A 22,739-nucleotide genomic window follows, 5' to 3' on the forward strand; every position below is an offset into this window, starting at 1 on the left:
CTATTTTCGGCAGGCTCTTTCGAGTCCAGTTCAAACCTACGCATGTAAAAAACCGGAATGTAACCTCAAAAAACGATTTGATATGGCTAAATACAAACAACAACGGGGGGAGTTGGATGAAAAGAATCCATTCTACCTTCATTTTGAAGAAAATGTCATGAAACTGTTGGAAGATTATTTATTCATATATGAAGACTTACATCGAATAAGAAATAAGCCTGAAGGTATTCGACTACTAGATATCTTTCAAAAACATAAAGAATTTGACATGATTGAAATGGCTAAAAAACTTGGATATAACGAAGAAAAATTGAATTTTAATCCTGTTTTGGGATTAAGTAGAGAAGAGATGAACAGTGAAGATCGAAAAAATGAACAATTTGAAGAAGTAAAAGCAATAATTTTGGATTTCATGGAAAAGCATAAACGATTCCCTACGTATGAGGAAGCAAGTGTTCTGCCAGGAATGAATACATTTAAGTTAAATAAATTTGGCGGGATTCACGAGATTCGTCGGAAAATGAATATCACAGATCGTGCTTATTTGATTGATGATCGAGGCTGGCCTAATAAATCCAGTTATGAATGGACTGTTGCACAGTTTTTAATCCATAATAATGTACATTATTTACGGGAACAAAAGCCATTTAATAACAATAATCATAGAAGTGATTTTACGTTTTATCCCGAGGAAGGGCCAATTATTCATTTGGAATTATGGGGATATGATAAAACAAGCGGTGGTATCATTGCTGAAGAATACAGTATTACAAAACAAAGAAAGATTGAGTTATATAAGGAACATGACAAAGAATTCCTATTAGTTTCATTGGAACGAAGCATGTTTGAACGAGCAACCTATGACCAAATTCAATCAGATTTGAAACGAATATTAGGACCGATTTTAAAAAGGAAACTTAAAGAAGTAGAACAAGAAGTTATAATTCCCCCAATCATGTTGAGTAATGAACAGTTACTCGAAGAATTCTTGAAATATTCAAATGATGGAAAAACTACTCCATTGTACTGGGATTTGCCTAATAATTTACGAGTAGCTATTTCAAAACGCTATAAAAGTTACGAAGCATTTCTAAAACAATATAATTTCCAACCAAATAAAGAGTCCACCAATGTTCCTATCGAATACTTATTTGAGGCATGCGAAGCATGTAAAAATGAAGATAGGGCATTATTGAATTTAAAAAGCTATTTAGAAAGAAATAAAAATCGATTCAAAGGATTTATAAGTAAAGTTAGAAATAATGGAGGGTTTTTTAATGTCAAACTGAGTTTTTTCAGTAATTGTGTCGAAAAAGGAATTACCGTCTCCGAAGATGATCAAATGTTTTTAATCGGAATAGCTCAAAAAAAAATTACGAATATAACACGGCAAAATGAAGAACAAAGAATTTTTGCCATTAATATACTCGAAAAACTTGGAGTTGACTATCAAACAATTCATTTTAGGCATTTTAATTTGCGATTTACAGATGAGGAAGTTCGGGAGATTCGAAATTGTAAAAAGAAAGGCGCAACTTATGCAGAATTAAGTAAAAAGTTTCAAGCGAGTATTAGTACTATTAAGGAAGTTCTCATTGGACCTACCTATTCCCATATTAAATAAAACATAAAATTATCCAATCGTAGTATTTTAATTCCTATTGAAACAGGATAATCCCCGAGGCTTCCGAATTCGAAAAATTTTTTTAAAACGAATTTGGCTATTTGAAACGTTCCATTTTATATAGGAAGGGATGTTCAGCTCGTCGGATACCGGGATTTGAAGAACATGGGTACGTTACACCAGGCAAGTGACGATATGTAATGCCCCCCTTGGGTTGTGGTCCGGTGGCACCTTGACTTTATTAATCTACTTTTCATCCGTTTATTCTCCGGTTACGATATTTGACTACATAATCTAACGTTTTGTTTTGTCTTATTACCATAAAAAAAAGACCGCCATTTAGACGATCATCGTTATTAAACAAGTTACCTGTTAATTTAACATTACAACTACTTAAGTAATTTATCGTAAGCTGCTTTATTTTTAAGGGGTATAGCTCCAGGTTCTAATAACTTAATAAGATTTACAAACATATTTTTACAACGAGGGTGATATTTTAACATATCAGCAAGATAATTATTTTCATTAATTAATTCAAATAAAAATTCTACTTCCTTTAAAGTAAAATTACGAATCATTTTTTCATAATACGGGCTAGCGGAATCCGCTGTACCATATGCATTGCCCACATAACATAAAGAAACTATATACACATATCTTTTTAACACAGATTTTGGAATTTTTTTATCGAAAGATTCTGCTAACCTTTGAGCAAATGGCGCTTCATTATAAAAGTTATTCATTCCATGATGAGCATCTTCTAAATCTTTCAACGCACGTGTAACAATACTAACAAGTTTATCTTTCGGTAGTTCGTCTAGTGCGCCAACTTTTTCAAAGAAACGTTCTGCATACTGTCTCTTTTTTATCTTGTCTTTTAACATATAATCAGAATAAAGTTCTAATAACTCCACAATAGCTGAGCTATCATATTCTTCCCATGTAGCCTCTGCAATAGCTAGACAATTTGTTCTAACAAACTCATCTGAATCCTCATCCACATAATTAACAAACACTAATTTTGAAATCGCTGATTTTTGAAGATCATTAGCTTTTCTTATCTTATCTACATAGTATGTTACAGCTTGTTCAGTCATTGTTTCTTTTTTTAGAATTTGCATAAATTCTGATACAGGAAAACCTTCATACTGAACATCATTCCCTAGGATATGTTTAATACATTGATGCATAAAATAATCTAGCTCAACGCCATCTAACATCGCATTTGAAGGATGCGCAGAAGAATAATTATTTCTCAATTCTCTACAATTATTTATGAAAAAATATGCATCGTTATCTAAAAACCCTAAGCTAACACAAATATCTATTAGATCTTTATCACGTATTTGATTTAAGACTTTTTCGTCAATATCCCTTTTCAAAAATGTCGCTGCTTCTTGATAACCAAAACTTTTTACTTTTTGACGTAAAGCTAAAATTGTTGTATTCCACATGTCATTTACAGCTGAGCTAAATAAACCAACTCGTATAGAAACAACCATTCTTGCTAATAATTCATGTCTATATTCTAACTTGACATCTTCTAATGTTTCTTTTAAGGTCACCCAAACACGTTTAATATCACGTTCAGATGCTAAAACTTCTCTAGGTATACCTAAAGAGGTTGTAAGACTATTTATTACAGGTTCTATATCTGTTACATTATAATCTGGTAAGTTCGTTTCTTTTACTTTTAAATACGACAAAAAAACCCCTCCACAATATTTAACTAAAACTAGTAAAAAAAATTAAATTTGTCAAAGTTTAGCTTCTACCCATTCTACTATTCTACCCTAAAAATCGTTAGAAATCTTCTTTTTTATGGTAAAATCCCACGACCTTAGTCTTCCTAATTAAATAACATCTTCATAAAATCAGAAAAAAGCATTTAGTCCTTAAACTGCAAGAACAAAAAGCCCTATATCGATTGGTTTCTGAAAAAATTTTATAAATGAGTTTGGTTATTTTGACTCCAAGTGACGTGTGACATAGCCCGTGTTTTTTATCAGGTTAAAATTTCAATTTCACTTGTGCTTTACACTAGGCATAAATCGATATAATATGCCCCCTTCTCTTGTGTTCCGGTAGCCCCTTTATCCAAAAGAAAGACCGCTCTATAAGTAAGGAACAATCTTTCAATGTTTATTCAATGTTAGGTACTGCTTTCGAGCCGGTGCCGTTTTGCTAAGGAACAAAGGCAGATCGCCATCAATTTAAAGCTGCTAAACACCCATTTATACAAGCAGGTTGAGGATTTAGCCGGAATATCGAAAAGTACGTTGAGCCGATCTAAAAGGAAGGTACAGGTAGTAAAAAAATAATAGAATTTTATCAAACAATTGGAATTGATGCTAAAATACTATAAAAAGCATATAAAAAAGTGGGTGTATATATGGCAACGTGGTTAGAAGATACTATCGCTGCATTAATAAATTTAGGAGGAGTTAGCCCCTACCAGGCCCTCTATGATGAAATTGAAAGAATACGAAAAGAACCTTTACCTCCTAATTGGAAAGCAAGCGTTAGAAGGACTATTGAAACTTATTCCTCGGATTCAGAAGTTTTTAATGGAAAGCGGGATTTTTTTTATTCGGTAGAAGGATTAAGTTCAGGTATATGGGGCCTTAGAGGAGTGAACGAATCTAAAATAGCCACTGATATCGGAGAACCTGCTTTACCAACTAGATCAGGAACCACCGTATACAGAATTTTAAGAGACACTGCTTTAGCACGCAATATAAAAAATTTACATAATCATAGATGTCAAATTTGTGGGGATAGACTTGAACTTATCTCTGGAGAATTTTACTCAGAGGCTCATCACATTAAGCCGCTTGGCACTCCTCATAACGGCCCTGACGTGGCTGAAAATATCATTGTATTATGTCCGAACCACCACGTTTTATGCGATTATGGAGCGGTGCAGATTGATGCCACATTAATCCATAACGTTAAAGGACATACTATATCGAATGAATACATCAATTATCACAATAGCAAAATTTATAATAAAAACTAACGAGAATAACATTCTGTAGAGGTTTATAGACCGGACATTTCTGTCCTACATTAGCATCAGCGTTATGTACAAATTACTTCGAATTACTTTTAAACTTTTATTTTAAAGACGTAATAAACTTCGCTAACGCTCAGTTGAATCCTGCTAGCGCAGTCTTCCATTAAAACATACGTTTTATATTTGTTTGATGTTACTAAGCTGATAAGCTCTGGTCACATCACGGAGCCTTTAGGCGAAGTTTATTACGTTCAAAATATATATAACCTTCTCTTAAGACCTACACGTCTCAAACCCTTGATATGACTGGATTCACAAACAATTTTAGCACGTTCTACTTGCTAGATTCGAAGTGAAGTTTATCCGAATAGATACTAAACTATTTATCGTACTCTTCAGATCTTGAAGATAATTAAATCAGCCGCCTCATTAATACAACATGCTATTAGGCTCAATGTTATATTCGGACAACTATTCTAAACACTTATATCCGCCTTACATATGATAGCACTTTAACTACGGATTCTTTTAAGGTATGATTCATAATGTTGTTTTAGAAAATGGACAAACTTTCCTTGTGTAAAGTCATACGGGTAATCTAGAAAGAAAGAAATATTTACGGCATCATCGTTCTTTTTAAGGATTATTCCTGTTCGGTTTTCTTGCAATCCATATGGTATACCGGTAGCTACCAAATCATTAGTTGATATATCCCCTACTCTATGATCCATCGCAACAGCAACATGTTTTGGGTGACAATCTACTTGCATCCAACGTTTTGTGGCTCCCGTTTGATATACACTATAGCGAATCTCTCCCGATTTCAAAGTAAATGGTTTCTTAAATACTTCTGGAAATTTATTTTCAATAACACGTAAAAACTCTGCTCTTAGTTGTTCACTATCATTCATTAATGTCATACAACCACACACCTTTAATTAGTATCATACCAAGCACTCATCAAATTCCGTCCCAAATTTCATTCGGTCATTACTTGAAGCAGGCCTTACATCTCCTCCAACTATACGGCTTACTGACCTCATCTGCTTTAATAGATAAAAGTGTTATGTCAGTTGAACAAAATTTAGGATATCGTGTTGTGTAGGTACCAATTCGTGAAGGAACGGTTAAATGACGACAGCCAACAGTATGAAGAACATTCCCTGTTTTTCCTCCTGCATAATTAAAAACATATCCATTTACATTTTCCTTACACCAATCCTCATACGATTTTTCTTGATCGTAAAATCGTGTCACCATAGGAAAATCAACTCCTTTACAAAACTAGTAATATAGAACTATTCATCATATTATTCAGGAAATCCTTCCTACTAAAGTTATATACATTAATTCAATTAGAAAAGTATAAACCCCTTTCCTATTTAAAACCTAAGCGGTTATGATATAATTTTGTTATATAAGAGATTACAAAAAAGGAGGGAAATGGAAAGGGAATGACCAAAAAGAAAAAAATTATAGGATTATTCATTTTAGCAATCATGATTGGGGTTACTTTATTTACGGTAAACGTTATAAGAGAATTTAAAATTATGTTTCATTCTATGGACATTAATCAAGGTGGATTCTGGGATTTAAAAGCACAACAGTATAAGGAGAGTAAGTGAAACATGGGGGTAAGAAAATAATTTACGGAACATATATTATACAGACCGCCCCATTCCCCCTTGGACTTGTCAATAATCGAAGTTTTGATGCCCATATGCGCCTTCCTCCTGGCAAGTACCTATTGTTGCCCCTTATTCTTTTGTGATCCGGTGGCCCCTCCACCTACCATTAACAGGCAAAAGAAAAAGCGAACCATTCTTCGGTACGCCATTCTATCCTTGTATTTCTCTAAACTAACTCACTCGGTTGTTATTTTTAGCGTTTAAAATCAATTCCACCAATTCATTGCGACCAATTAGCTTTACACCAGTTGCCTCCGCTAGTGTTATTGCTTGTGATGTAAAAAAGCTATTAGTTATTACCCAGGCCTCTTTTGCCCCATAGTAATCTCTAGCTGAATTAATTTCTTGAACAGCTTTAATTCCTACGTTTTTTCGATATCTTTTGGCTTGAACCACAACCCGTTCTTGTCCTTCCAATATCAAATCCGCACCAAAGTCATTAGAAGCCTGTGTTCCTTTCGACGAAATCCCAAGTTTTTTAAAAAGGACTACTAAATATTGTTCAAACTCAACACCGTCCATTAGGTCAATTTCTCTAATGCCAGCTTCACTTAAACGTGCTTCATATACTTCGAGCTCTTCTTGTCTTTTTTTTGCTTGATAAGCATAAACGGCAAGAATAGATACGAGAAAGATAGCTAGTAATAAGAATACGTCTTCAAACACAATAGTTCTTCTCCTTTTAAATAAAAGTTAAATCACAAGGCGAGCGATAAGCCTTTCTATTAGTCTCATTTTACCATTCCCCTTACCAAATTGTGGAGTTAAATAAAATTAAAATTTCATGTAAAAAGGACCGCACAGCTGCATTAACGGTTTACAGCGAATAACTCAGTTATCTCCTTTTATTAGCGTATTCATCGGTTCACCTCATACGTAAATAACGATTTTATTATGGTTATATTTATCGTATAATCGTTAATCGTCATGTCGTAATACGAAACCTCGCTAACACTCAGTTGAATCCTGCTTATGCAGTCTTCTAATAGAACATAATGTATATAATCTTTAGATGTTACTGAAGCTGATAAGCTTTGGTTACATCACCGAGCCGTTAGGCGAAGGTTATTACGTCATATACTTTCTCTTAAGACCTATACGCCTCGAACCCTTGATACGACTGGTTTTCTCAACGATTTTAGCACGGTCTACTTGCTAGATTTATTAGATATAGTCATTATTGAACCGATTGAAATTAGCGGTTGAAACTCGTCAAGGTTCGAGATTCCACGCCCATCTTCGTCCATCACTAGGCACATGGAGATAAAACTTAACCCTCGTGTTTGTGATCCGGTGGCCCCATTACGCAATCGATCCATACTCATTCGTCTCTCTTCCGTTTACCAAACAGTTTGTCTAAATAATCGAATGTTTTGTCTAGGGACCATAAAAAAATGACCGCCATTTAGACGATCATCGTTTATTAAAGTAAAGCACCCGTTAGTGTAAGTACAATCCTTCACAATCCGCATGGGAGCAACCATAGATTTCTTTCTAACAAAATTCCCACTTGTTCTGCCATCACCTAAGGTGGATAACGGCATTTTGTTCTTAATCAAAATTGAAAGCAAGCATTTCCAACAGTTATTGGCTCGTCTAACACACCAATGAAGTGAAGAAACACTCATATTCGCTATTTCCGCAAGCTCCTCAATCCGAAAAGACCTATCATAGTTATTCATGATATGTTCGATAACGTCACTGATTTGATGGGTAGAGCTTCCTTCTATTGCAATTTGCCCCAGCGCCACTCCATGCTGCCCTTTGAGAACCCTATAGATGATTTCCTTCGTGACAAGAGAAACAAAAAACGTATAGGAAACCTTGTTAGTTAAGTTCCTATATAAGTCAAATCAAACGCTTGATTAGGTTTAAAAAATTAATATAAAAGCGGTATCACATGGTAGTGAGTTCTTCCACGCCAATGCATCATCTTATTTGCAAGATTGAATTATTAAATTCCATACAACCAATTGGCTTTTCGAATTTAGTTTAATTGAATGTGGTGACATCCCAGTATCATCAAATGGACTGAATATATTCTTTTATGTAAAGCATAATACCAAAGGTAAACAAGAAATGTAATTTGTTATGAATAGTAAGATAACCGATAATTATTAAACATTTTTTCAATGAATTTCTAGATCTGGGGGATGATTATGGGTTTCATAATACATGAAATAAAGGAAAGATGGCCACATTCGATAATTCCTTATGAAATTAACGTGGTTTTTAATGGTGACAGACGAAAGTTCCAAGACGCAATTGACCAATGGAATATTTTTTCGGATGTAAAACTTGTTCCCCGTAATGGAGAAAAAGATTATATATCTTTTGAGGTTGGGACTAAGAATGAATCAAAACTTGGACGAGTGCAAGGAAAACAGATAATTACTATGAAAACCACAATAAGTATTGATAAACGCGGTGTCGGGAATATCATGCATGAGATTGGACATGCTTGTGGACTCATCCATGAACATCAGCGTCCTGATCGTGATAAATTTGTTATAGTAGATCCGCTTTTAAGCAACGATAATGACTATGCGATTGATAGTCAGGGAATAACTATTGGTTCATATGATTGTTGTTCGATTATGCATTATGATGGATCTAACATTACTAGCCTCACTGGTGATGATTGCTTAGGCATGGGACAAAGAGTAGTTTTAAGCCAGGGTGACCTAAACGCACTTCGGGTAATGTACCCCATTGTCGGCATTACTTCATTAAACGATAGAAGTGATTATAGCCCAGCATTGGCATTCCATCAAAATCGCCTATTCTTCGCATGGACAGGTGAAGATGATTACCTCAATCTTGCAACTGTAGACATTGGGGTAGGAGATAGCATCAACGGCATTTCAAATAAGATAACACTGGGTGTTACGAGCGACGATAACCCTGTACTTGCTTCTCATAACGGACAGCTGTTTCTTGCATGGACAGGTGAAGATAATCACCTCAATCTTGCAACTGTAGACATTGGGACAGGAAATAGCATCACTGGCATTTCAAATAATATAACACTGGGTGATAAGAGCGACGATAACCCTGTACTTGCTTCTCATGATGGACAGCTGTTTATAGCTTGGACGGGTCAGGATGATCACCTGAATGTTGCAACTGTTAAGTTTGGAGCGTTAGGGAACATATCTGGTATTTCATCAAACAGAAAAACACTGGGTGATAAAAGTAACTATAATCCTGCACTTACATCTCATAACGGACGGCTGTATCTGGCTTGGACGGGTCAGGATCGTTACCTCAATATTACCCTTGTAGACATTGGAGCTGGAGGAGACATCACCGGAATTTCAAAAAAGAAAACACTGTATAAAGAAAAAAGCAAGGATAGCCCCTCGCTAGCATCTCATCATGAAGAATTATACCTAATATGGAATGAACGTTGGTTTGAGTATCTCTATATCATGCCTATTGATATTTTTAGCGGTTTTTTCAATGAAAAGCGAATATCATACGAAAAATCCGCAAAAGGCCCCGCATTGGCATCGAACCCTGATTCTAGAACCGGTCAACTCTTTATAAGTTGGAATGGTTCAGGTAACGAAGACTTAAACATTGGACATATATCGTTACCTCCTAGGGTCCCTGGGATGATTGGTAGCCCACACAGTGGAAATGCGTTTCAGAGCACCTTTGCGATCTCTAATATGAATGGTGATTTCGAGTTGCTTGTTGTTCAAGATAGAAAATTAGGGTCTTTTTCCCGAAGTAACGACCTATCACATCACCCTCCTTGTGATAAAGGTGTAAAAGAAGATACTTGGGTAAAGAAAAATGAATCGCCTGACGTTTCAGGACGCAATGTACCCAAGGGGGTTAACTTGATTCAAAGTACGATAATGGGAAACGGAATTAATGGCAACCTTGAGGCAATGGTTTGGGCTAATTTTCCGAATTCCACACTAATCACTTACTTCTTGGATAGCGAACAACTGCAATGGAAAGGGCCATTTGAAGTGTTTGTTGACGGGAATAAAATCACAGGCATTACTAGTAAACCTGCACTAATCCAAAGAGCCATTGGTACAGCACTGGGGACAAAAGGAAACTTTGAAATGTTGGTTCCACTAGGAAACAGTCTTAAGCATTGTTTTCTAGAACCGAACGGGCAAAAGCCACCATGGATTAACTGGGTTTCATCGCCCTTTCAACCGAAAGTACCAGCAGGAGCAACTATTCATAGTGTTGCATTAATAGAAAGCAATTATAAAGATAATGTCGGTCATGGAAGACTCGATGCTATCGTTTCGATGAGCACCATTGACGTTCCAGGGGGGGCGTTGTTCCACTACTTCTTGGATACCAATGTACCTGACTGGATTGGTCCGAATGAAATTACTGTTGGAAATAATAATTTCAGAGGTGTCGGCATCGGCAATCCTTCATTTATCCAAAGTACGTTTCATCATGATTTCCAGTTCAAAATGATTTGTAAAGAAGGTAACTATGAAATGTTCTGTTCAGGGGGAGATTTTGAAATGTTGGTTCCTCAGGGAGACCGGCTAAGGCATTTTTTCCGCGAAAATGATTCGTCAACCCCAATCGACACTAATTGGTTAGAGCGTTCCACGGAACCAATTATACCAAAGAATTTCTTCCCAAAGGCTGTGTCTCTGTTTCAGAGTAACGTACGTAGCAATTGTAAACAGGGAAATCTACACGCAATAGTACTTTTGGGAAGTCTTGTGGATCCAATCTCATTTTTGGCCTCATATTGCTTTAACAGTAATACCAAGAAATGGAACGGACCATTTACCATCACAGTCAATGGAACTCCAATATCTGATGTTACGGCTTTCTAGATTCGTGTTCAATGGGAACGGTGCCGAGGTAGTAGGGGATGGTTCTTTTACTTCCTTTCTGTCCTGTTGTCTAACATCAGATGTAGTATTTATTCATCGTTCTGAATCCTCGAAAGGGGATTCCTATACCGTACAGAAAAACAAAAGGTTTCTTGTTCTTATTCCTTCTGGGACAAGAACAAGAAACTAAATTAGGTTAAGAACTGTCTGGAAATGTTGCCAGATCAGAATTGCAGTTGTTTTTTATGGTAATTTCAGCCGACTGATTTTATGGTAACGGGTACATCTTTCCTTTTCAGCGCGTCAAGGATCAAGATTTGCCCCGCATATGTACGTTACACCAGGCATAGTTCGATATGGCATCAGGGCTTTGTTCGTGATGGGGTAGCCCCCTGTTCAATAAGAAAGACCGCTCTGTACGCTAGAAACGGTCTAACCTGCTTATTCAAATGTTAGCTGCTGCTTTCATCATGGTGGTGGTGATGGTGATTGTCATTTACTACAACGAAGTCTTCATGACGGAAGAACATTGTCGGTTCTGAGACATCCAGTGAACTACCGTCTGATGAGAATCCGCCTGTGACGCTGACTAGAATTTCGTCTCCTGATTCTTCAACGTCCCCGCTTACAGTTACGATCAAAGCACGTGGATCGCCTGCTACTGTGGCAGTGGTGTCTGTGATCGGAATAGGAGTGAAAACGGGTACAGCAAACCCCGCAGCTGTGTTCGGAGGCAAGGTCCCAGGACTCGGAGGGTACAGCACAGTCATAGGAGACGGAGGATAAAGCGGGCCTGGAGGCCAAATAACTTGGTCAATTCGTACCGTGGCGGTTAGCGTCCTGTTCGTCTGGTTGCTTAGAGTCACGATTACGATATTGCAGGGACTAGGTGGATGATGGGTAAAGATAGGAATAAGAAAAGGTCCCGTACGTAAAGTCGCTATAAAAAACACATCCTTTCGAAAAAAATAGTCTTCAATCTTTATAGTAAATGCAAAAGGTAATCTAATTGAAAGGGACAAATTATGGAGTCAGTCTGTCAATTATAGGGGTTACTTTTATGTTCCTGAACTTTCGGGATTCGGAGTTTTCGTCTCCATGTGTGCGTTACGTGAGGCAAGTGGCGATATGGCATGGGGGCTTTGTTTGTGATGGGGTGGCACCCTTGTCCAAAATGAAAGACCGCTCTAAAAAGTAGAAACGATCTTTCCGTGTAGTTCAAATATTAGCTGCTGCTTTCATCGCTACTACTTTCATGGTGGTGGTCATTTTCAAAATCCAGAATAAATCGTACTGCATTTAATCCAATCATCTGAACAGCCAAGGAAGGATTACCATCTGGTAAAACAGGAGCAATAGAAAGATCAGCCACTTTTAGATTTTTAGTACCAAAAACATTTAGGAAACCATCTACTACTCCTTCTTGAATGCTTCTACCCATTTTACATTGTCCCCCAAAATGAGCTAGATTCGTATAAGATGCCTTGACATAATCAGCAAGCAGGCTTCTTTTTTCTTCCTCATTAGTTAAATGAAATATACTTTCGGCAGGGTAAACAACTTTATAAATACCTTCAGGATCTAATTCACGAGCCTTCATTATAATTTTAAAAGTCTCAATATATTGGTCTACCATAAAATTTAAATCATCAGGATTTTCTAATGGATTAAACTTAATAGAAGGATAAGCTTCTGGATCACTATGTGCGACCGTTATCTTTCCTTTACTATTAGGGTTTAGGTCGGTAATCGCAATACTCATAATATTGCTTGGTTTTGATGGGTTAAATTGCCAATTATTTATAAATACATCTTGAATTGGTACAAACAAGGGAATTGGAACACCTAAATATTGAAGTCGACGTCCTGGCCCTCTTTCCTTATTAAAAGCACCTAGTGCGATTGGCTCATTTGGGTCAGAAGACAAGACTTGGAGGAGTCGGCCAGTTTCTACTTCTATACCCATCCCAGCATAATATTGAGTTTGAAAATTATGACCAACATTCGGACTCTCTACCAATGTAGATATACCCGCTTTAGTCAAGTCGATCGATCTACCAATTCCTGAACGTTGTAAAATAACGGATGAGAAATTACCTGCAGAAACAATGATTCCTTTCCGAGCATATGAATTTTGTGTAATGCCGTCTCTTACATATTCAACCCCAACAGCAATGGTATCCCTTTCCTTTTGTTTAAATAGTATTTTATTTACGGTCGTTTTTGCTAAAATGACTAACTTTCTCCGACCAATCCCAAACTCATCAGGGTCAAACTCATTTCCTTGTGTGACAATATTTGCATTTAAATATCCTGTTGCAGTAGATGAACGGACAAATGTTCCATCAACCTTTTGTTGGGTAAGTTGAAATTTGAAAAATGTACAATCTCTTATTCCTGTATTATAATCTTCGACAATTGGAATATCTAGCACATCAGACGTTGCTTTAGCTAAATTATAGATAAGGCCATCATTCGGAATAACTTGTTGCCTAACGAAAATTGGACCATCTTTTCCACGTTCGTTTGGGCTTTGCGTATTTCCTGTGTAGGTTTCATTTTGTTTAAATAAGGAACGAATATTATCATAACTCCATTGATTTCCTACAAGACTTGCCCACTCATCATAAAGGTTACGACTTCCTCGTACTGCACCCATGAAGTTATGTTGTGAACTTCCACCAATTACTCTTCCACTCCATAATTTAAGCTGACGACCTATATTCTCCTCTATTTGAGAAAGAGCGTTAAAGGAGAGTTTATTATCATTTGCTAAAGCGTTTGCTTCCTCAATAGATGGACTAGGATTAGGGATATTCGTTCCCGCTTCAAGAACAAGCACAGAGGTCCTTTTGTCATCAGTTAATTTTTTGGCAATTACACCTCCAGCCGTTCCGGCACCAATTACTATATAATCAAAAATTGTTTTTTTCACTATTTCATTCCTTTCAAATAGAAATATACTTATAAATTTAGTAAATGCAAAAAACATTCTATTTGATATGGACAAGTTCTATAGTTAATCAGTACATTTTTATTGTTCCTTTTGCATGATTAAGAGTTTTAGATTCAGATTTTTCGTTTCCATGTCTACGTTACACGAGGCATACAGCATTATTATATGTGCTTGATTTTGTGATAGGGTAGCCCCTGTATTGAACGTAATAAACAAACAAAAAGCGAACCATCTATAGGCTCGCCCGTTGCTCCTCGTATTCCTTAACTAATTTATAAAATGTTGTTCGCTTCATGTCCGCTCTTTTCATTGCTTCTGTTGCAGTAATACTCTCTTCTTTCCACTCATTATAGACCATAATGAATTCATCAGTTATTTCAGCTTTAGGTCGGCCAAAGCGTATACCATCTTTTTGAGCTACATTAATCCCTTCTCTTTGACGCTTCCTGATCCGTTCTCTTTCGTCTTCAGCTAACCACGAAAGTATCTGTAGTACAAGGTCGGAAATAAACGTTCCTAGGCTATCCTGGAACTTGGTAGTGTCTAGTAAAGGCATATCCAAAACAACGATATCCGCTTTCTTGTTCTTAGTAATGTCTGTCCATTCATGTAAAATTTCTTCCTTGTTACGTCCAAATCGGTCTAACGAATGAATGTATAATACATCACCAGCTCTTAAATGATGCTTTAAAGACTGATACTGTTCCCGTTTGAAATCTTTACCGCTTTGCTTGTCAATAAAAATGTCTCTGTCGCTGATGCCGACTTTTTTCATAGACTGCAGCTGACGTCCCTCATTCTGATCCTTACTGCTTACACGGATGTATCCGAATTTGCGATTCTCCATTTTCGTTCTCCTCTCGATCACTGTATGTATTTGTTAACAGCATATCGAAAGTGTTTGTAAATGTATATGCAATAAACGAATATTCGTAAAGTAGTTTTATTACTTTTACGAACTGAACAAAAAACGGTAGAATGGGAGTTTATCGGCTGGCCAGGTACTGTTCGTAATTGTATACTATTGCGGACATTTATTATTTTTTTATGTGTACATAATGTGTACTAGAATAATAGTTTTCAAAAAGGGAAACCTAAAAAGGAGCAAAATAACTAAGAGTATTCTAAACATATCAAACTTATAGAGTGTAGGAGGTAATATTATGCTCATCAGTAATTTTGGAATTCTTACAACAAGTGGGTCCATTCCTGTATCCGAATTATCCCCAGGATCACACGCCATTGTTAAAGTACAATGTGATTATTGTGAAAACAAACCGAAATATATGGAATACAAAGTTTTTATAAAAGCAACTGAGGAAAATGGAAAATATGCTTGTAATGGATGTAAAGGAAAAAAACTAAAAGAATTAATGCGTATTCGTGCAGAAAGAGGAGATTATGCAGAAAAAGACAAAGGTTATTATTCTTATCGCCCTAATCGTTTAAAACTAGTAAAAAATTATATTGAGAAGTATGGATCATTGGAAAGATTGTCATCAAATAAAGATGGCCAGAGGATAATGAATGTAATTAGAAAATACGAAGAACAACTAATAGATATAGTTCAGGAATTGGGTTATGACTGGGATGAATTAAACAAGCATAAGCCAAGAGGATACTTTAAAACAATTGACCTTCTTTCAGCCGAGTTATGGAAGCTAATAAAAAGAATTGGACGATTCCCAGTCTATAGGGAGATTAGCCAGGAGCTAAATATCAGTTGGTATACGATACAAAAGTTTGGAGGTTTATATGAAATTAAACGAAAAATGAATTATGATGACCGAAAGGACTTACAGGATGATAGAGGCTTTTACAATCGATCAACATACGAATACATCCTCGCTCAATATTTAATTCATAATAGTGTTCAATATCTGCGGGAGCAAAACCCATTTCCTGAAGAGTTTAGAGATTTTAGAAGTGACTTTACATTCTATCCTGAAGATGGGAATCCAATCCATCTTGAAATTTGGGGAAGAGAGCACAGTGAGGAGTATGACATTAAACGAGCAGCGAAAACGGCGTTATACGAAATGTTTAAGGAACAGATCACCCTACTCTCAATCGAACCAGAAGTGTTCCGACATCATAATAAATATTCCGATATCCAAGAAAAGTTGGGAGAAATATTATCTCCAATACTAAAGCTCCCATTGAAAACTGTAGAAAACGGGCTTTTATTTCCACCGTCAAAACTCTTAAACGATGAATTATTTGAAGCAATCATGCATTATAGTCAGGACGGATCCACCGTTCCAACTTATAATGAATTACGTGCTATTGGAAAGTATCGATTATTTGACGAGGCTGTAAAACGATTCGGGAACTTCACTAAATTTCAAATTAAATATAACAAAATTCCCCTGCAAAAAAATAAGGGCTTTTGGACTGATAAAAAGGTTTTTGAGCAATTATCGATAATTATGAAGGAGAGGGGCAATATCTCTTTTAAAATGAGAGAATATTTGCAACACAATGAAATTTACAAAGGATTGTTCGATCGTTTAAACAGCGATATTAAGCTCCGATTTTACGAACATTGTTTAAATCAGGGAATTGAGATACCTGAAAAGGAAATTGAAGCAATTGTAAAAATGAGTATGGGTACTAATCCATATCACGGCTTCTGTGAAGAAAAACAAGAAAAGGCGGCCGCTATTTTAAATCAGCTAAATGAGATTGGTGGGTAATCAGTGAAGAACTGTTAGCAGAGTTACTATGTCATATCGGTAAGAACTTTTACTCGACACAACGTTTTACAACCTTCCAAACGCTTGGTACATCTAGGTTGTCGAACTGCTGATCCATAGACCCCGAAGTTTCCAGGACAGTCATTTTCGGTCGTGCTGCACCAAGTATATTTCATTAATATCTATCAAAACCGTCCATTTAGATGCATACAAGAGCGATTCACACACCGGTACCATTACCATATTCGTTCACAAATGATCAAACGGTCAATAACGAAACTTCGTTTAACGTATAATCGAAATAATCGTCAATACATAATAAACTTCGCTGACGCTCAGTTGAATCCTGCTTAGCGCAGTCTTCACATAATATACACCGTTTATATTTTATGGATGTTACTGAAGCTGATAAGCTTTGGTTACATCACCGAGCCGTCAGGCGAAGGTTATTACGTTCTATAATAATTATACTTTCCCTTAAGACTAACACGCCTTGAAGCCTTGTTACGACTGGGTTTTCAGACGATTTTAGCACGGTCTACTTGCTAGATTACTAGACGATAGATAGCAACGTTTTTTCCGTCACACATCTATATCTCGTTATTTAACCATTTCGTCAGTAATTCACGCATTCTACGGCTTGGTATATAGATATGGACGGGCTTACCCTCTCTTATTGCAGAACGGAATAACCATTGTAGTAAATCCGATAATGCCAGCAATTCTTCATCAACCTTAACGTTTTGTTGGTCGAAAAAGTGTTTCTCAATCGGATTCATGAAACGGTTCAAACAGAATCCTAATACGTCCTTATGTCTATATTTGTTAGTAGCACGTAAATTGAACGATGTAAAACACGCTTGTCCAACATCACCGTTAGCGTTATTTTCCGGCTCTTCTTTTCTGAAACCGTTGCCTTCAATTTTTGTCTTATAATCTTTGAACGTTGTCCACAATATTTCCTCGGCTTTGGCGATGTGTAAGTTCCTAAGGTAGTTATACAGGTTGTTTTTCAATTGCTTGACCTTAGGTACGTTATGAGGACTGATAAACCACTTTTTAGAAAGAGCAAATTTATTGTCGCCAACATCGTTTAACTTACCTTCGTAGATTTTAATCAGATCTTTTAAGATTGAGCGATCTTCTGGAACGTCTGATTTTGGCCATAATGAGTATCTGTCAGCTTCTTTTACTACCGCATAATATTCGTACTGGATATTGTGCAAGTCATAGTAATACCTTTGTAACTGACCATCGAACATATATGTTAAAATATAGACTTGCTCGAAAAGGTCGAATATCTTCGCAGGAAAGTTCCATAGAAAAGCTGTGTTGTTTACGGAATACAGATTCCCTGCAAGTGCGTAATGTTTAACCTCGTTGTACTTAGTGTTTAGTATCGGGTCTGCTTTCCAAACAACTTGACTGGTATCTTCTGCAATCTTAATTAGTCCGCTATCCAATAAAACAGGAATGTCGTCTTTCTTTAGTGTCAGTAGCTGAGAAACTACTTCCATAACCTCATCAACAATCAATGTGTAATTCCCCCATCGCAACAAATCTATCAACTCGTCATCCGCCATAGCAAATAGGGAATGAGTAGTTGCAATGTCTTCACCATTACCAATTAATCTTTTAAACGATTCAAGCTTAGTTCCAGATCCGTGTTTCGCATCAGGTTCTTTGAAATTTCTATTACTTACTTCCTGCTTAATTCGCTGGACTTCGTTAAGGAAAGGTGTTACGTAAATAAACTTTTGTTCAATTTTCGCTTCTTTCATTAATTGAATTGCGTAACTTGTTTTACCTGTTCCCATCATACTATCGATCACCTTAACAATTTTACTCACTTATTTCATCCTCCAGAAATTAATATATTAATTGATATAAAAAAGGAGACTGTCGTAATGACAATCTCATCGTGAGTTTGTTTTCCCCCTTAAGCAATCCATCCATAACGATTTAAAAACTTAAATAAGAAGTCAACACCAGCAGTTGTTACTCTTGTTTGACGGACGTTAGCGGGGTAACGAATATCATTTCTTTTTAAGATTACCTTAAAATAACCTTTATCAAGATATTCCTGTGCAGGAGCATTGTATGGACTTTTAAGAAGAATACCTTCTCTCCTTAAAATCTCATACAGCTTAATTCCGCTGATACCAAAACATTTACCGGCCGCAGTTATGGTCATTGTATTCGACACTTAGGAACGAATCATATGCCTCTACTTTTGGTGCTTGTAAGACAAGAGTTTGTTCTGCAGTCATTCGTTTATTACGTTCCTCTGCTAAGTTCGTTAACACCCCTAACATGTAATTGGGATCATCAAACGTTTTAGCTAGAACATCATCCGTCATATAAGCACCATGTTTACGAATGGACGGGATAACATCATGAGTGACCCAACGTTTGAATGCTTTTGCCTCTGGTTTACGAGACTTTAAGATCGCTGAGTATAAACCGGATTCATTGATTAAGACTTGTTTACTTGAGTAGTTAGAACCAGACTGTCTAATCTGCAGTGTGGTTTTTTCGTCATCATCTAAATGTCTCGTCATTGCACTTGCCTCACTAAAGCCCAGTACGTCGCTCACATCTTTCGCTATGAACCAAGGATTACCCTCTTTAGCCACTGTTCTTACTTCATTCATACCATAATTAAAAATTGCTATTTCGTTAGTCATTTTATAATCCTCCATAAATAATATTTGTAAATTGATAGTTAACTTGTATTCTATGACTCAATTAACTTTTGCTGCAGATATTGAATATCGATCAAAACGGCATCCGTAATTCCCACTGCTCGTTTATACTTCTTTGCAAATTCAGACGTACTCTGTTCCTACCACTTTCTACTGCAGATACCGAACCAGGACTCCCCCCATCCGCTTTGCTAATTCAACTTGACTCAAGTTTATATTAGCCCTGACGATCTAACTGTTGCTGATGTAACCATCTATAATCACCTCCTTAATTTCCTCACCTATAAGGTCCGGTTGATAAACGAAAAAATAACGCATAAAATAAAAAAAATTTTAATGACTTGAAATACCAATTAATTAAACACACCTCTTAATCCGCCTTTACATATAAGCCCTGCCCTTTCCCTTTTCGTAACGCAAAAGTTTTTTAAAAAAACACTTCACTCATATATCTGGTTCAACTAGAGTTTTGTAACGCACTAAGCAAAAAAATTTTAATATTTTTATTGTTAAAATCGTTTCATAATATTCCTCCTAAGCTGTCCTTCATATATACATTCCGGTCGATATAGGAAAAAATAACGCAAAGATTGAAAAAATTTTTATAGGCCGTAGCTTTATGTGCTGACAAACTGGCTAGTAACAGGATGTAAACATTGCAAAAGATAGCCGAATTCACAAAACATATGCAATTTGCCGGAGGTAACAGTGAACTTCAACCGAGTTAATGAAGTAGAAGGTGAGGTGATAAGTTATGAGCGGTAAAATTATACAAAGAGGAAAAATAACAATAATGACGTATAGGAGAACAGATGGTAAGTACGAGGCGATTATTTCCGATCATAAACACAAGAAGACCGTAAAAAGACAAGGTGATACCGAAGAATCTGCGATACTGAAAGCGACAGCAGCATTAAAAATTAGCGATATACAAAACGAAAAGCCCCGGTAATATACCGAGGCAATTCTTATACGGCTTGCTTTTCTTTTGCCGCTGTTAATTCAATAAGTCTTTGATTATATTCAACTGCGTCACTACCATAGTGAGCACGACGATGGCAATTAGGGCAAATTGCTGCAACGTTCTCAGGAGAATCAATACCGCCATCAGACAGCCTCGTTAAGTGATGTACTTCAAGGAATGGTGTCCCGTCGGGCGTTTTAAACGGAGCAGAATCGTTACAAGCTTCGCATATTCCATTAGATCGTACTAGGGCGTACTTTTTAATTGCAGCGGCTCTTCTGCGGACGATTACTTTCCGTTCTTGAGTAGACGTGGTTCTATCGATAGCAACCGCTTGAGTCGCAAGACGTCTAAGTTCGCTTAAATCACTTGAAGTTACGGAAGTGTCTTGGTCTATTGCATCATCATCGACGATATGTTCCGCTCGTTGGAACTCAAAGCGAATCATTTGTCGTTGTAAGCCTTGTGCATCAGGTCCGCTGAAATAGTGATAGCCTACACATATTAACTGGCCTTGATAGGTATACATGCCAGATTTCTCACTTTTTTCAAATAAGTGTACATCTTTTCCGTTTTCAACATGGTCCCTTAGCGCTCTATTTCCTTCTTTAAACACCTGGTTACCATTTTGACCTTCACCAGTGTAGAAATAAGTATTTTCGTCTTGCCAGCCGTCATCATATCCGTAATTTTCACCGGATTTACCCGAAAAGATAAATATTAAAGGATAATTTTTTGAAGCAGCAATTCCTCGTTGTCTGTTGCCGCCAAATCTATCGTGAATATCAGAGCGTTTATACTCTTGTTGGTTTAAAAATGTAACATTTGGATTCATTTGTGCGCCTCCGTTCATAACTCAATTATACCAGAATGTACACTCATTTGGATAAGTAAGAATGGTGTCAGCCTTAGCGCACCAATGCTTGCAGCGTTTTGGCGTGCGTTTTTAATCTTTGTAAACCCTGCAACTCCTTCCTAGTTCTTGACTTTCACCCCGACAACACTACCGAATGCCACTCGTTCAAATTCGCCAGGCTTCACTTCAATGCGGAGCTCATGCGTAATAGGATCGACGTAGTGAATGTGGCCAGTTATATCTGAAGTAAATCCGTCATGCCATACCGTGAGTTTTACAGCATAGTTGTATTCTGTAGCGTAAGATATGCGAAGGTCAAACTCCTCCGTTTGATTATCATCTAAAATTGGCTTAGGCTGCCGCTCCTGATCCTTATACATGTGACGTTGCATCTCGAATGCTAACGGTAAAAAGGACGCAGGCTGCCATTTAAGTTTTCCTCTATCACGTATTGCCATCTAGGTCATCTCCTTCATCCTTATTATACACAAACATACGTTCTGATTGTAAAAAAATAAAAGACCACTTTTTCAGCAGTCTTTAACTTTCTTATTCAATTAAAGCACCCGTTAGTTGAACAAGAAAAGCTGTCATAGCCGCAACCTTCTTTTATTGGACTCTTACTACTAAAGGGCGTTGGCAGCCATGTTGAAATATTTATCTGATGTCAAACTATATTTGTTTACCAAACCTTGTTCTTTCCATTCAATTTGTCCATCGTATTGCATACCGATTTTTTGTAAAATTCTTTCGGATGCAATGTTCTTAGGATTTACCGCAGAAACAAGTGTTTTAAGTTTCAGTTTCTCAAAGGCATATGGTAAAGTAGCCCTTGCTGCTTCTTGCCCATAACCTTTTCCCCACGCACTTTGGTTATATCCGTAACAAATTTCAGTGCCATTGAGTATTTCACAATACTTAAATCCACAATACCCAATATACTTCCCTGTTGACTTCTCAATGACAGAAAAAACTTTATTATCACTCGATTCAAACTTGCCGCACGCTTGTTTATGAATAACTAATGTTTCATCGTAACTTAATGTAATAACACCTCCTGTATATTTCTTTGCCTCTGGATTGTTATTCATCTCCCAATACTCGTCAAAATCCTCTATACTTGGAGGTCTTATTATTAATCTTGCTGTTTCTATTTCCAAGGTCATTTCACCCCTAAATTATTAATAATCTTCACATCACCATTATAAACTTTCTACTTTCTACTTCCTACTTTTTATTGAACTCCCTCAGTTTAATACGATTTTCTCACGAATACTCGCTTATTCGCAGGATTTCATAACCCTTAATATGGATTTAACGATTAAATGAAATGAGTTCAGATCATTATGGCTCCGTGAAGGCATAGTGAAATAAAGGAGTATCACAAAACTCCACATTTTACCAT

General features: G+C 36.7%; 19 protein-coding genes and 1 pseudogene. 6 read left to right on the forward strand and 14 right to left on the reverse strand.

The features are described from left to right. Positions 1–166: 166 nt before the first annotated feature. Positions 167–1,624: a hypothetical protein gene (locus J7E77_RS07605; RefSeq protein ID WP_214713339.1), complete on the forward strand. Its 1,458-nt coding sequence runs from the start codon at positions 167–169 to the stop codon at positions 1,622–1,624. Positions 1,625–2,013: 389 nt separating this feature from the next. On the opposite strand, the gene J7E77_RS07610 is transcribed toward J7E77_RS07605, so the two are convergent. Next, the gene (locus J7E77_RS07610; RefSeq protein WP_214713340.1) at positions 2,014–3,330 is read right to left on the reverse strand and encodes a hypothetical protein; all 1,317 of its coding nucleotides are present in this window, start codon (positions 3,328–3,330) and stop codon (positions 2,014–2,016) included. Between the two features lie 686 nt (positions 3,331–4,016). Between J7E77_RS07610 and J7E77_RS07620 the strand changes: the two genes are divergently transcribed. Continuing rightward, positions 4,017–4,643 (forward strand): HNH endonuclease, encoded by a 627-nt coding sequence (locus J7E77_RS07620; RefSeq protein ID WP_214713341.1) that lies wholly within the window; start codon positions 4,017–4,019, stop codon positions 4,641–4,643. Positions 4,644–5,152: 509 nt separating this feature from the next. Here J7E77_RS07620 and J7E77_RS07625 read toward each other — a convergent pair. Together J7E77_RS07625 and J7E77_RS07630 are read right to left on the reverse strand one after the other, a co-directional pair. After that, on the reverse strand, positions 5,153–5,560 hold the full coding sequence (locus tag J7E77_RS07625; protein WP_214713342.1) for a hypothetical protein: 408 nt from the start codon (positions 5,558–5,560) through the stop codon (positions 5,153–5,155). A 70-nt stretch (positions 5,561–5,630) separates the two neighbouring features. After that, positions 5,631–5,900, reverse strand: a complete 270-nt coding sequence (locus J7E77_RS07630; protein ID WP_214713343.1) for a hypothetical protein — start codon at positions 5,898–5,900, stop codon at positions 5,631–5,633. A gap of 194 nt (positions 5,901–6,094) precedes the next feature. On the opposite strand from J7E77_RS07630, the gene J7E77_RS07635 reads away from it, so the two are divergent. After that, positions 6,095–6,265, forward strand: a complete 171-nt coding sequence (locus J7E77_RS07635; protein WP_214713344.1) for a hypothetical protein — start codon at positions 6,095–6,097, stop codon at positions 6,263–6,265. A 234-nt stretch (positions 6,266–6,499) separates the two neighbouring features. Here J7E77_RS07635 and J7E77_RS07640 read toward each other — a convergent pair whose 3' ends face one another. Both J7E77_RS07640 and J7E77_RS07645 read right to left on the reverse strand, forming a co-directional pair. After that, entirely contained in the window at positions 6,500–6,994 is a 495-nt protein-coding gene (locus J7E77_RS07640) for a restriction endonuclease (RefSeq protein ID WP_308160463.1), read from the reverse strand. Positions 6,995–7,935: 941 nt separating this feature from the next. Further along, positions 7,936–8,127: pseudogene (locus J7E77_RS07645) on the reverse strand (AraC family transcriptional regulator); the annotation flags it as partial. A 360-nt stretch (positions 8,128–8,487) separates the two neighbouring features. Here J7E77_RS07645 and J7E77_RS07650 point away from each other — a divergent pair. Beyond that, positions 8,488–11,157 carry a M12 family metallopeptidase gene (locus tag J7E77_RS07650; protein ID WP_214713345.1) on the forward strand — a complete coding sequence of 890 codons (2,670 nt, stop codon included), beginning with the start codon at positions 8,488–8,490 and terminating at the stop codon, positions 11,155–11,157. Positions 11,158–11,609: 452 nt separating this feature from the next. Here J7E77_RS07650 and J7E77_RS07655 read toward each other — a convergent pair whose 3' ends face one another. The 3 genes from J7E77_RS07655 to J7E77_RS07665 form a co-directional block, all read right to left on the reverse strand. Next, entirely contained in the window at positions 11,610–11,894 is a 285-nt protein-coding gene (locus tag J7E77_RS07655; RefSeq protein ID WP_214713346.1) for a hypothetical protein, read from the reverse strand. Between the two features lie 488 nt (positions 11,895–12,382). Beyond that, entirely contained in the window at positions 12,383–14,095 is a 1,713-nt protein-coding gene (locus J7E77_RS07660) for a GMC family oxidoreductase (protein ID WP_308160465.1), read from the reverse strand. A gap of 250 nt (positions 14,096–14,345) precedes the next feature. Then, positions 14,346–14,960, reverse strand: coding sequence for a recombinase family protein (locus tag J7E77_RS07665; RefSeq protein WP_214713348.1), 615 nt, complete (start codon positions 14,958–14,960; stop codon positions 14,346–14,348). Positions 14,961–15,276: 316 nt separating this feature from the next. On the opposite strand from J7E77_RS07665, the gene J7E77_RS07670 reads away from it, so the two are divergent. Next, on the forward strand, positions 15,277–16,809 hold the full coding sequence (locus J7E77_RS07670; protein ID WP_214713349.1) for a hypothetical protein: 1,533 nt from the start codon (positions 15,277–15,279) through the stop codon (positions 16,807–16,809). Between the two features lie 590 nt (positions 16,810–17,399). On the opposite strand, the gene J7E77_RS07675 is transcribed toward J7E77_RS07670, so the two are convergent. The 3 genes from J7E77_RS07675 to J7E77_RS07685 all read right to left on the reverse strand — a co-directional run bounded on the left by J7E77_RS07675 (position 17,400) and on the right by J7E77_RS07685 (position 19,496). Continuing rightward, positions 17,400–18,659, reverse strand: a complete 1,260-nt coding sequence (locus J7E77_RS07675) for a DEAD/DEAH box helicase family protein (protein WP_214713350.1) — start codon at positions 18,657–18,659, stop codon at positions 17,400–17,402. A gap of 89 nt (positions 18,660–18,748) precedes the next feature. Further along, positions 18,749–19,003: a phage antirepressor KilAC domain-containing protein gene (locus tag J7E77_RS07680; RefSeq protein ID WP_214713351.1), complete on the reverse strand. Its 255-nt coding sequence runs from the start codon at positions 19,001–19,003 to the stop codon at positions 18,749–18,751. Further along, positions 18,981–19,496: a BRO-N domain-containing protein gene (locus J7E77_RS07685; RefSeq protein ID WP_214713352.1), complete on the reverse strand. Its 516-nt coding sequence runs from the start codon at positions 19,494–19,496 to the stop codon at positions 18,981–18,983. The genes J7E77_RS07680 and J7E77_RS07685 overlap by 23 nt, the downstream gene beginning before the upstream one ends. A 772-nt stretch (positions 19,497–20,268) precedes the next feature. On the opposite strand from J7E77_RS07685, the gene J7E77_RS07690 reads away from it, so the two are divergent. Next, a complete protein-coding gene (locus tag J7E77_RS07690) occupies positions 20,269–20,466 on the forward strand; it encodes a hypothetical protein (protein ID WP_214713353.1) in 198 nt (65 codons plus the stop codon). A 16-nt stretch (positions 20,467–20,482) separates the two neighbouring features. Here J7E77_RS07690 and J7E77_RS07695 read toward each other — a convergent pair whose 3' ends face one another. The 3 genes from J7E77_RS07695 to J7E77_RS07705 all read right to left on the reverse strand — a co-directional run bounded on the left by J7E77_RS07695 (position 20,483) and on the right by J7E77_RS07705 (position 22,494). Beyond that, entirely contained in the window at positions 20,483–21,313 is an 831-nt protein-coding gene (locus tag J7E77_RS07695; RefSeq protein WP_214713354.1) for an HNH endonuclease, read from the reverse strand. A 140-nt stretch (positions 21,314–21,453) separates the two neighbouring features. After that, positions 21,454–21,792 carry a YolD-like family protein gene (locus J7E77_RS07700; protein WP_214713355.1) on the reverse strand — a complete coding sequence of 113 codons (339 nt, stop codon included), beginning with the start codon at positions 21,790–21,792 and terminating at the stop codon, positions 21,454–21,456. A 168-nt stretch (positions 21,793–21,960) separates the two neighbouring features. Then, positions 21,961–22,494: a GNAT family N-acetyltransferase gene (locus J7E77_RS07705; protein ID WP_214713356.1), complete on the reverse strand. Its 534-nt coding sequence runs from the start codon at positions 22,492–22,494 to the stop codon at positions 21,961–21,963. Between the last annotated feature and the right edge of the window lie 245 nt (positions 22,495–22,739).

It is taken from the genome of Bacillus sp. ISL-77, assembly GCF_018613105.1.

Bases quoted from the DNA above. Each gene is read 5' to 3' on its own strand.
- J7E77_RS07690 (WP_214713353.1), top strand. From the start codon at position 20,269: ATGAGCGGTAAAATTATACAAAGAGGAAAAATAACAATAATGACGTAT.
- J7E77_RS07620 (WP_214713341.1), top strand. From the start codon at position 4,017: ATGGCAACGTGGTTAGAAGATACTATCGCTGCATTAATAAATTTAGGA.
- J7E77_RS07665 (WP_214713348.1), bottom strand. From the start codon at position 14,960: ATGGAGAATCGCAAATTCGGATACATCCGTGTAAGCAGTAAGGATCAG.
- J7E77_RS07680 (WP_214713351.1), bottom strand. From the start codon at position 19,003: ATGACCATAACTGCGGCCGGTAAATGTTTTGGTATCAGCGGAATTAAG.
- J7E77_RS07635 (WP_214713344.1), top strand. From the start codon at position 6,095: ATGACCAAAAAGAAAAAAATTATAGGATTATTCATTTTAGCAATCATG.
- J7E77_RS07670 (WP_214713349.1), top strand. From the start codon at position 15,277: ATGCTCATCAGTAATTTTGGAATTCTTACAACAAGTGGGTCCATTCCT.
- J7E77_RS07630 (WP_214713343.1), bottom strand. From the start codon at position 5,900: ATGGTGACACGATTTTACGATCAAGAAAAATCGTATGAGGATTGGTGT.
- J7E77_RS07650 (WP_214713345.1), top strand. From the start codon at position 8,488: ATGGGTTTCATAATACATGAAATAAAGGAAAGATGGCCACATTCGATA.
- J7E77_RS07695 (WP_214713354.1), bottom strand. From the start codon at position 21,313: ATGAATCCAAATGTTACATTTTTAAACCAACAAGAGTATAAACGCTCT.
- J7E77_RS07685 (WP_214713352.1), bottom strand. From the start codon at position 19,496: ATGACTAACGAAATAGCAATTTTTAATTATGGTATGAATGAAGTAAGA.
- J7E77_RS07700 (WP_214713355.1), bottom strand. From the start codon at position 21,792: ATGGCAATACGTGATAGAGGAAAACTTAAATGGCAGCCTGCGTCCTTT.
- J7E77_RS07625 (WP_214713342.1), bottom strand. From the start codon at position 5,560: ATGACATTAATGAATGATAGTGAACAACTAAGAGCAGAGTTTTTACGT.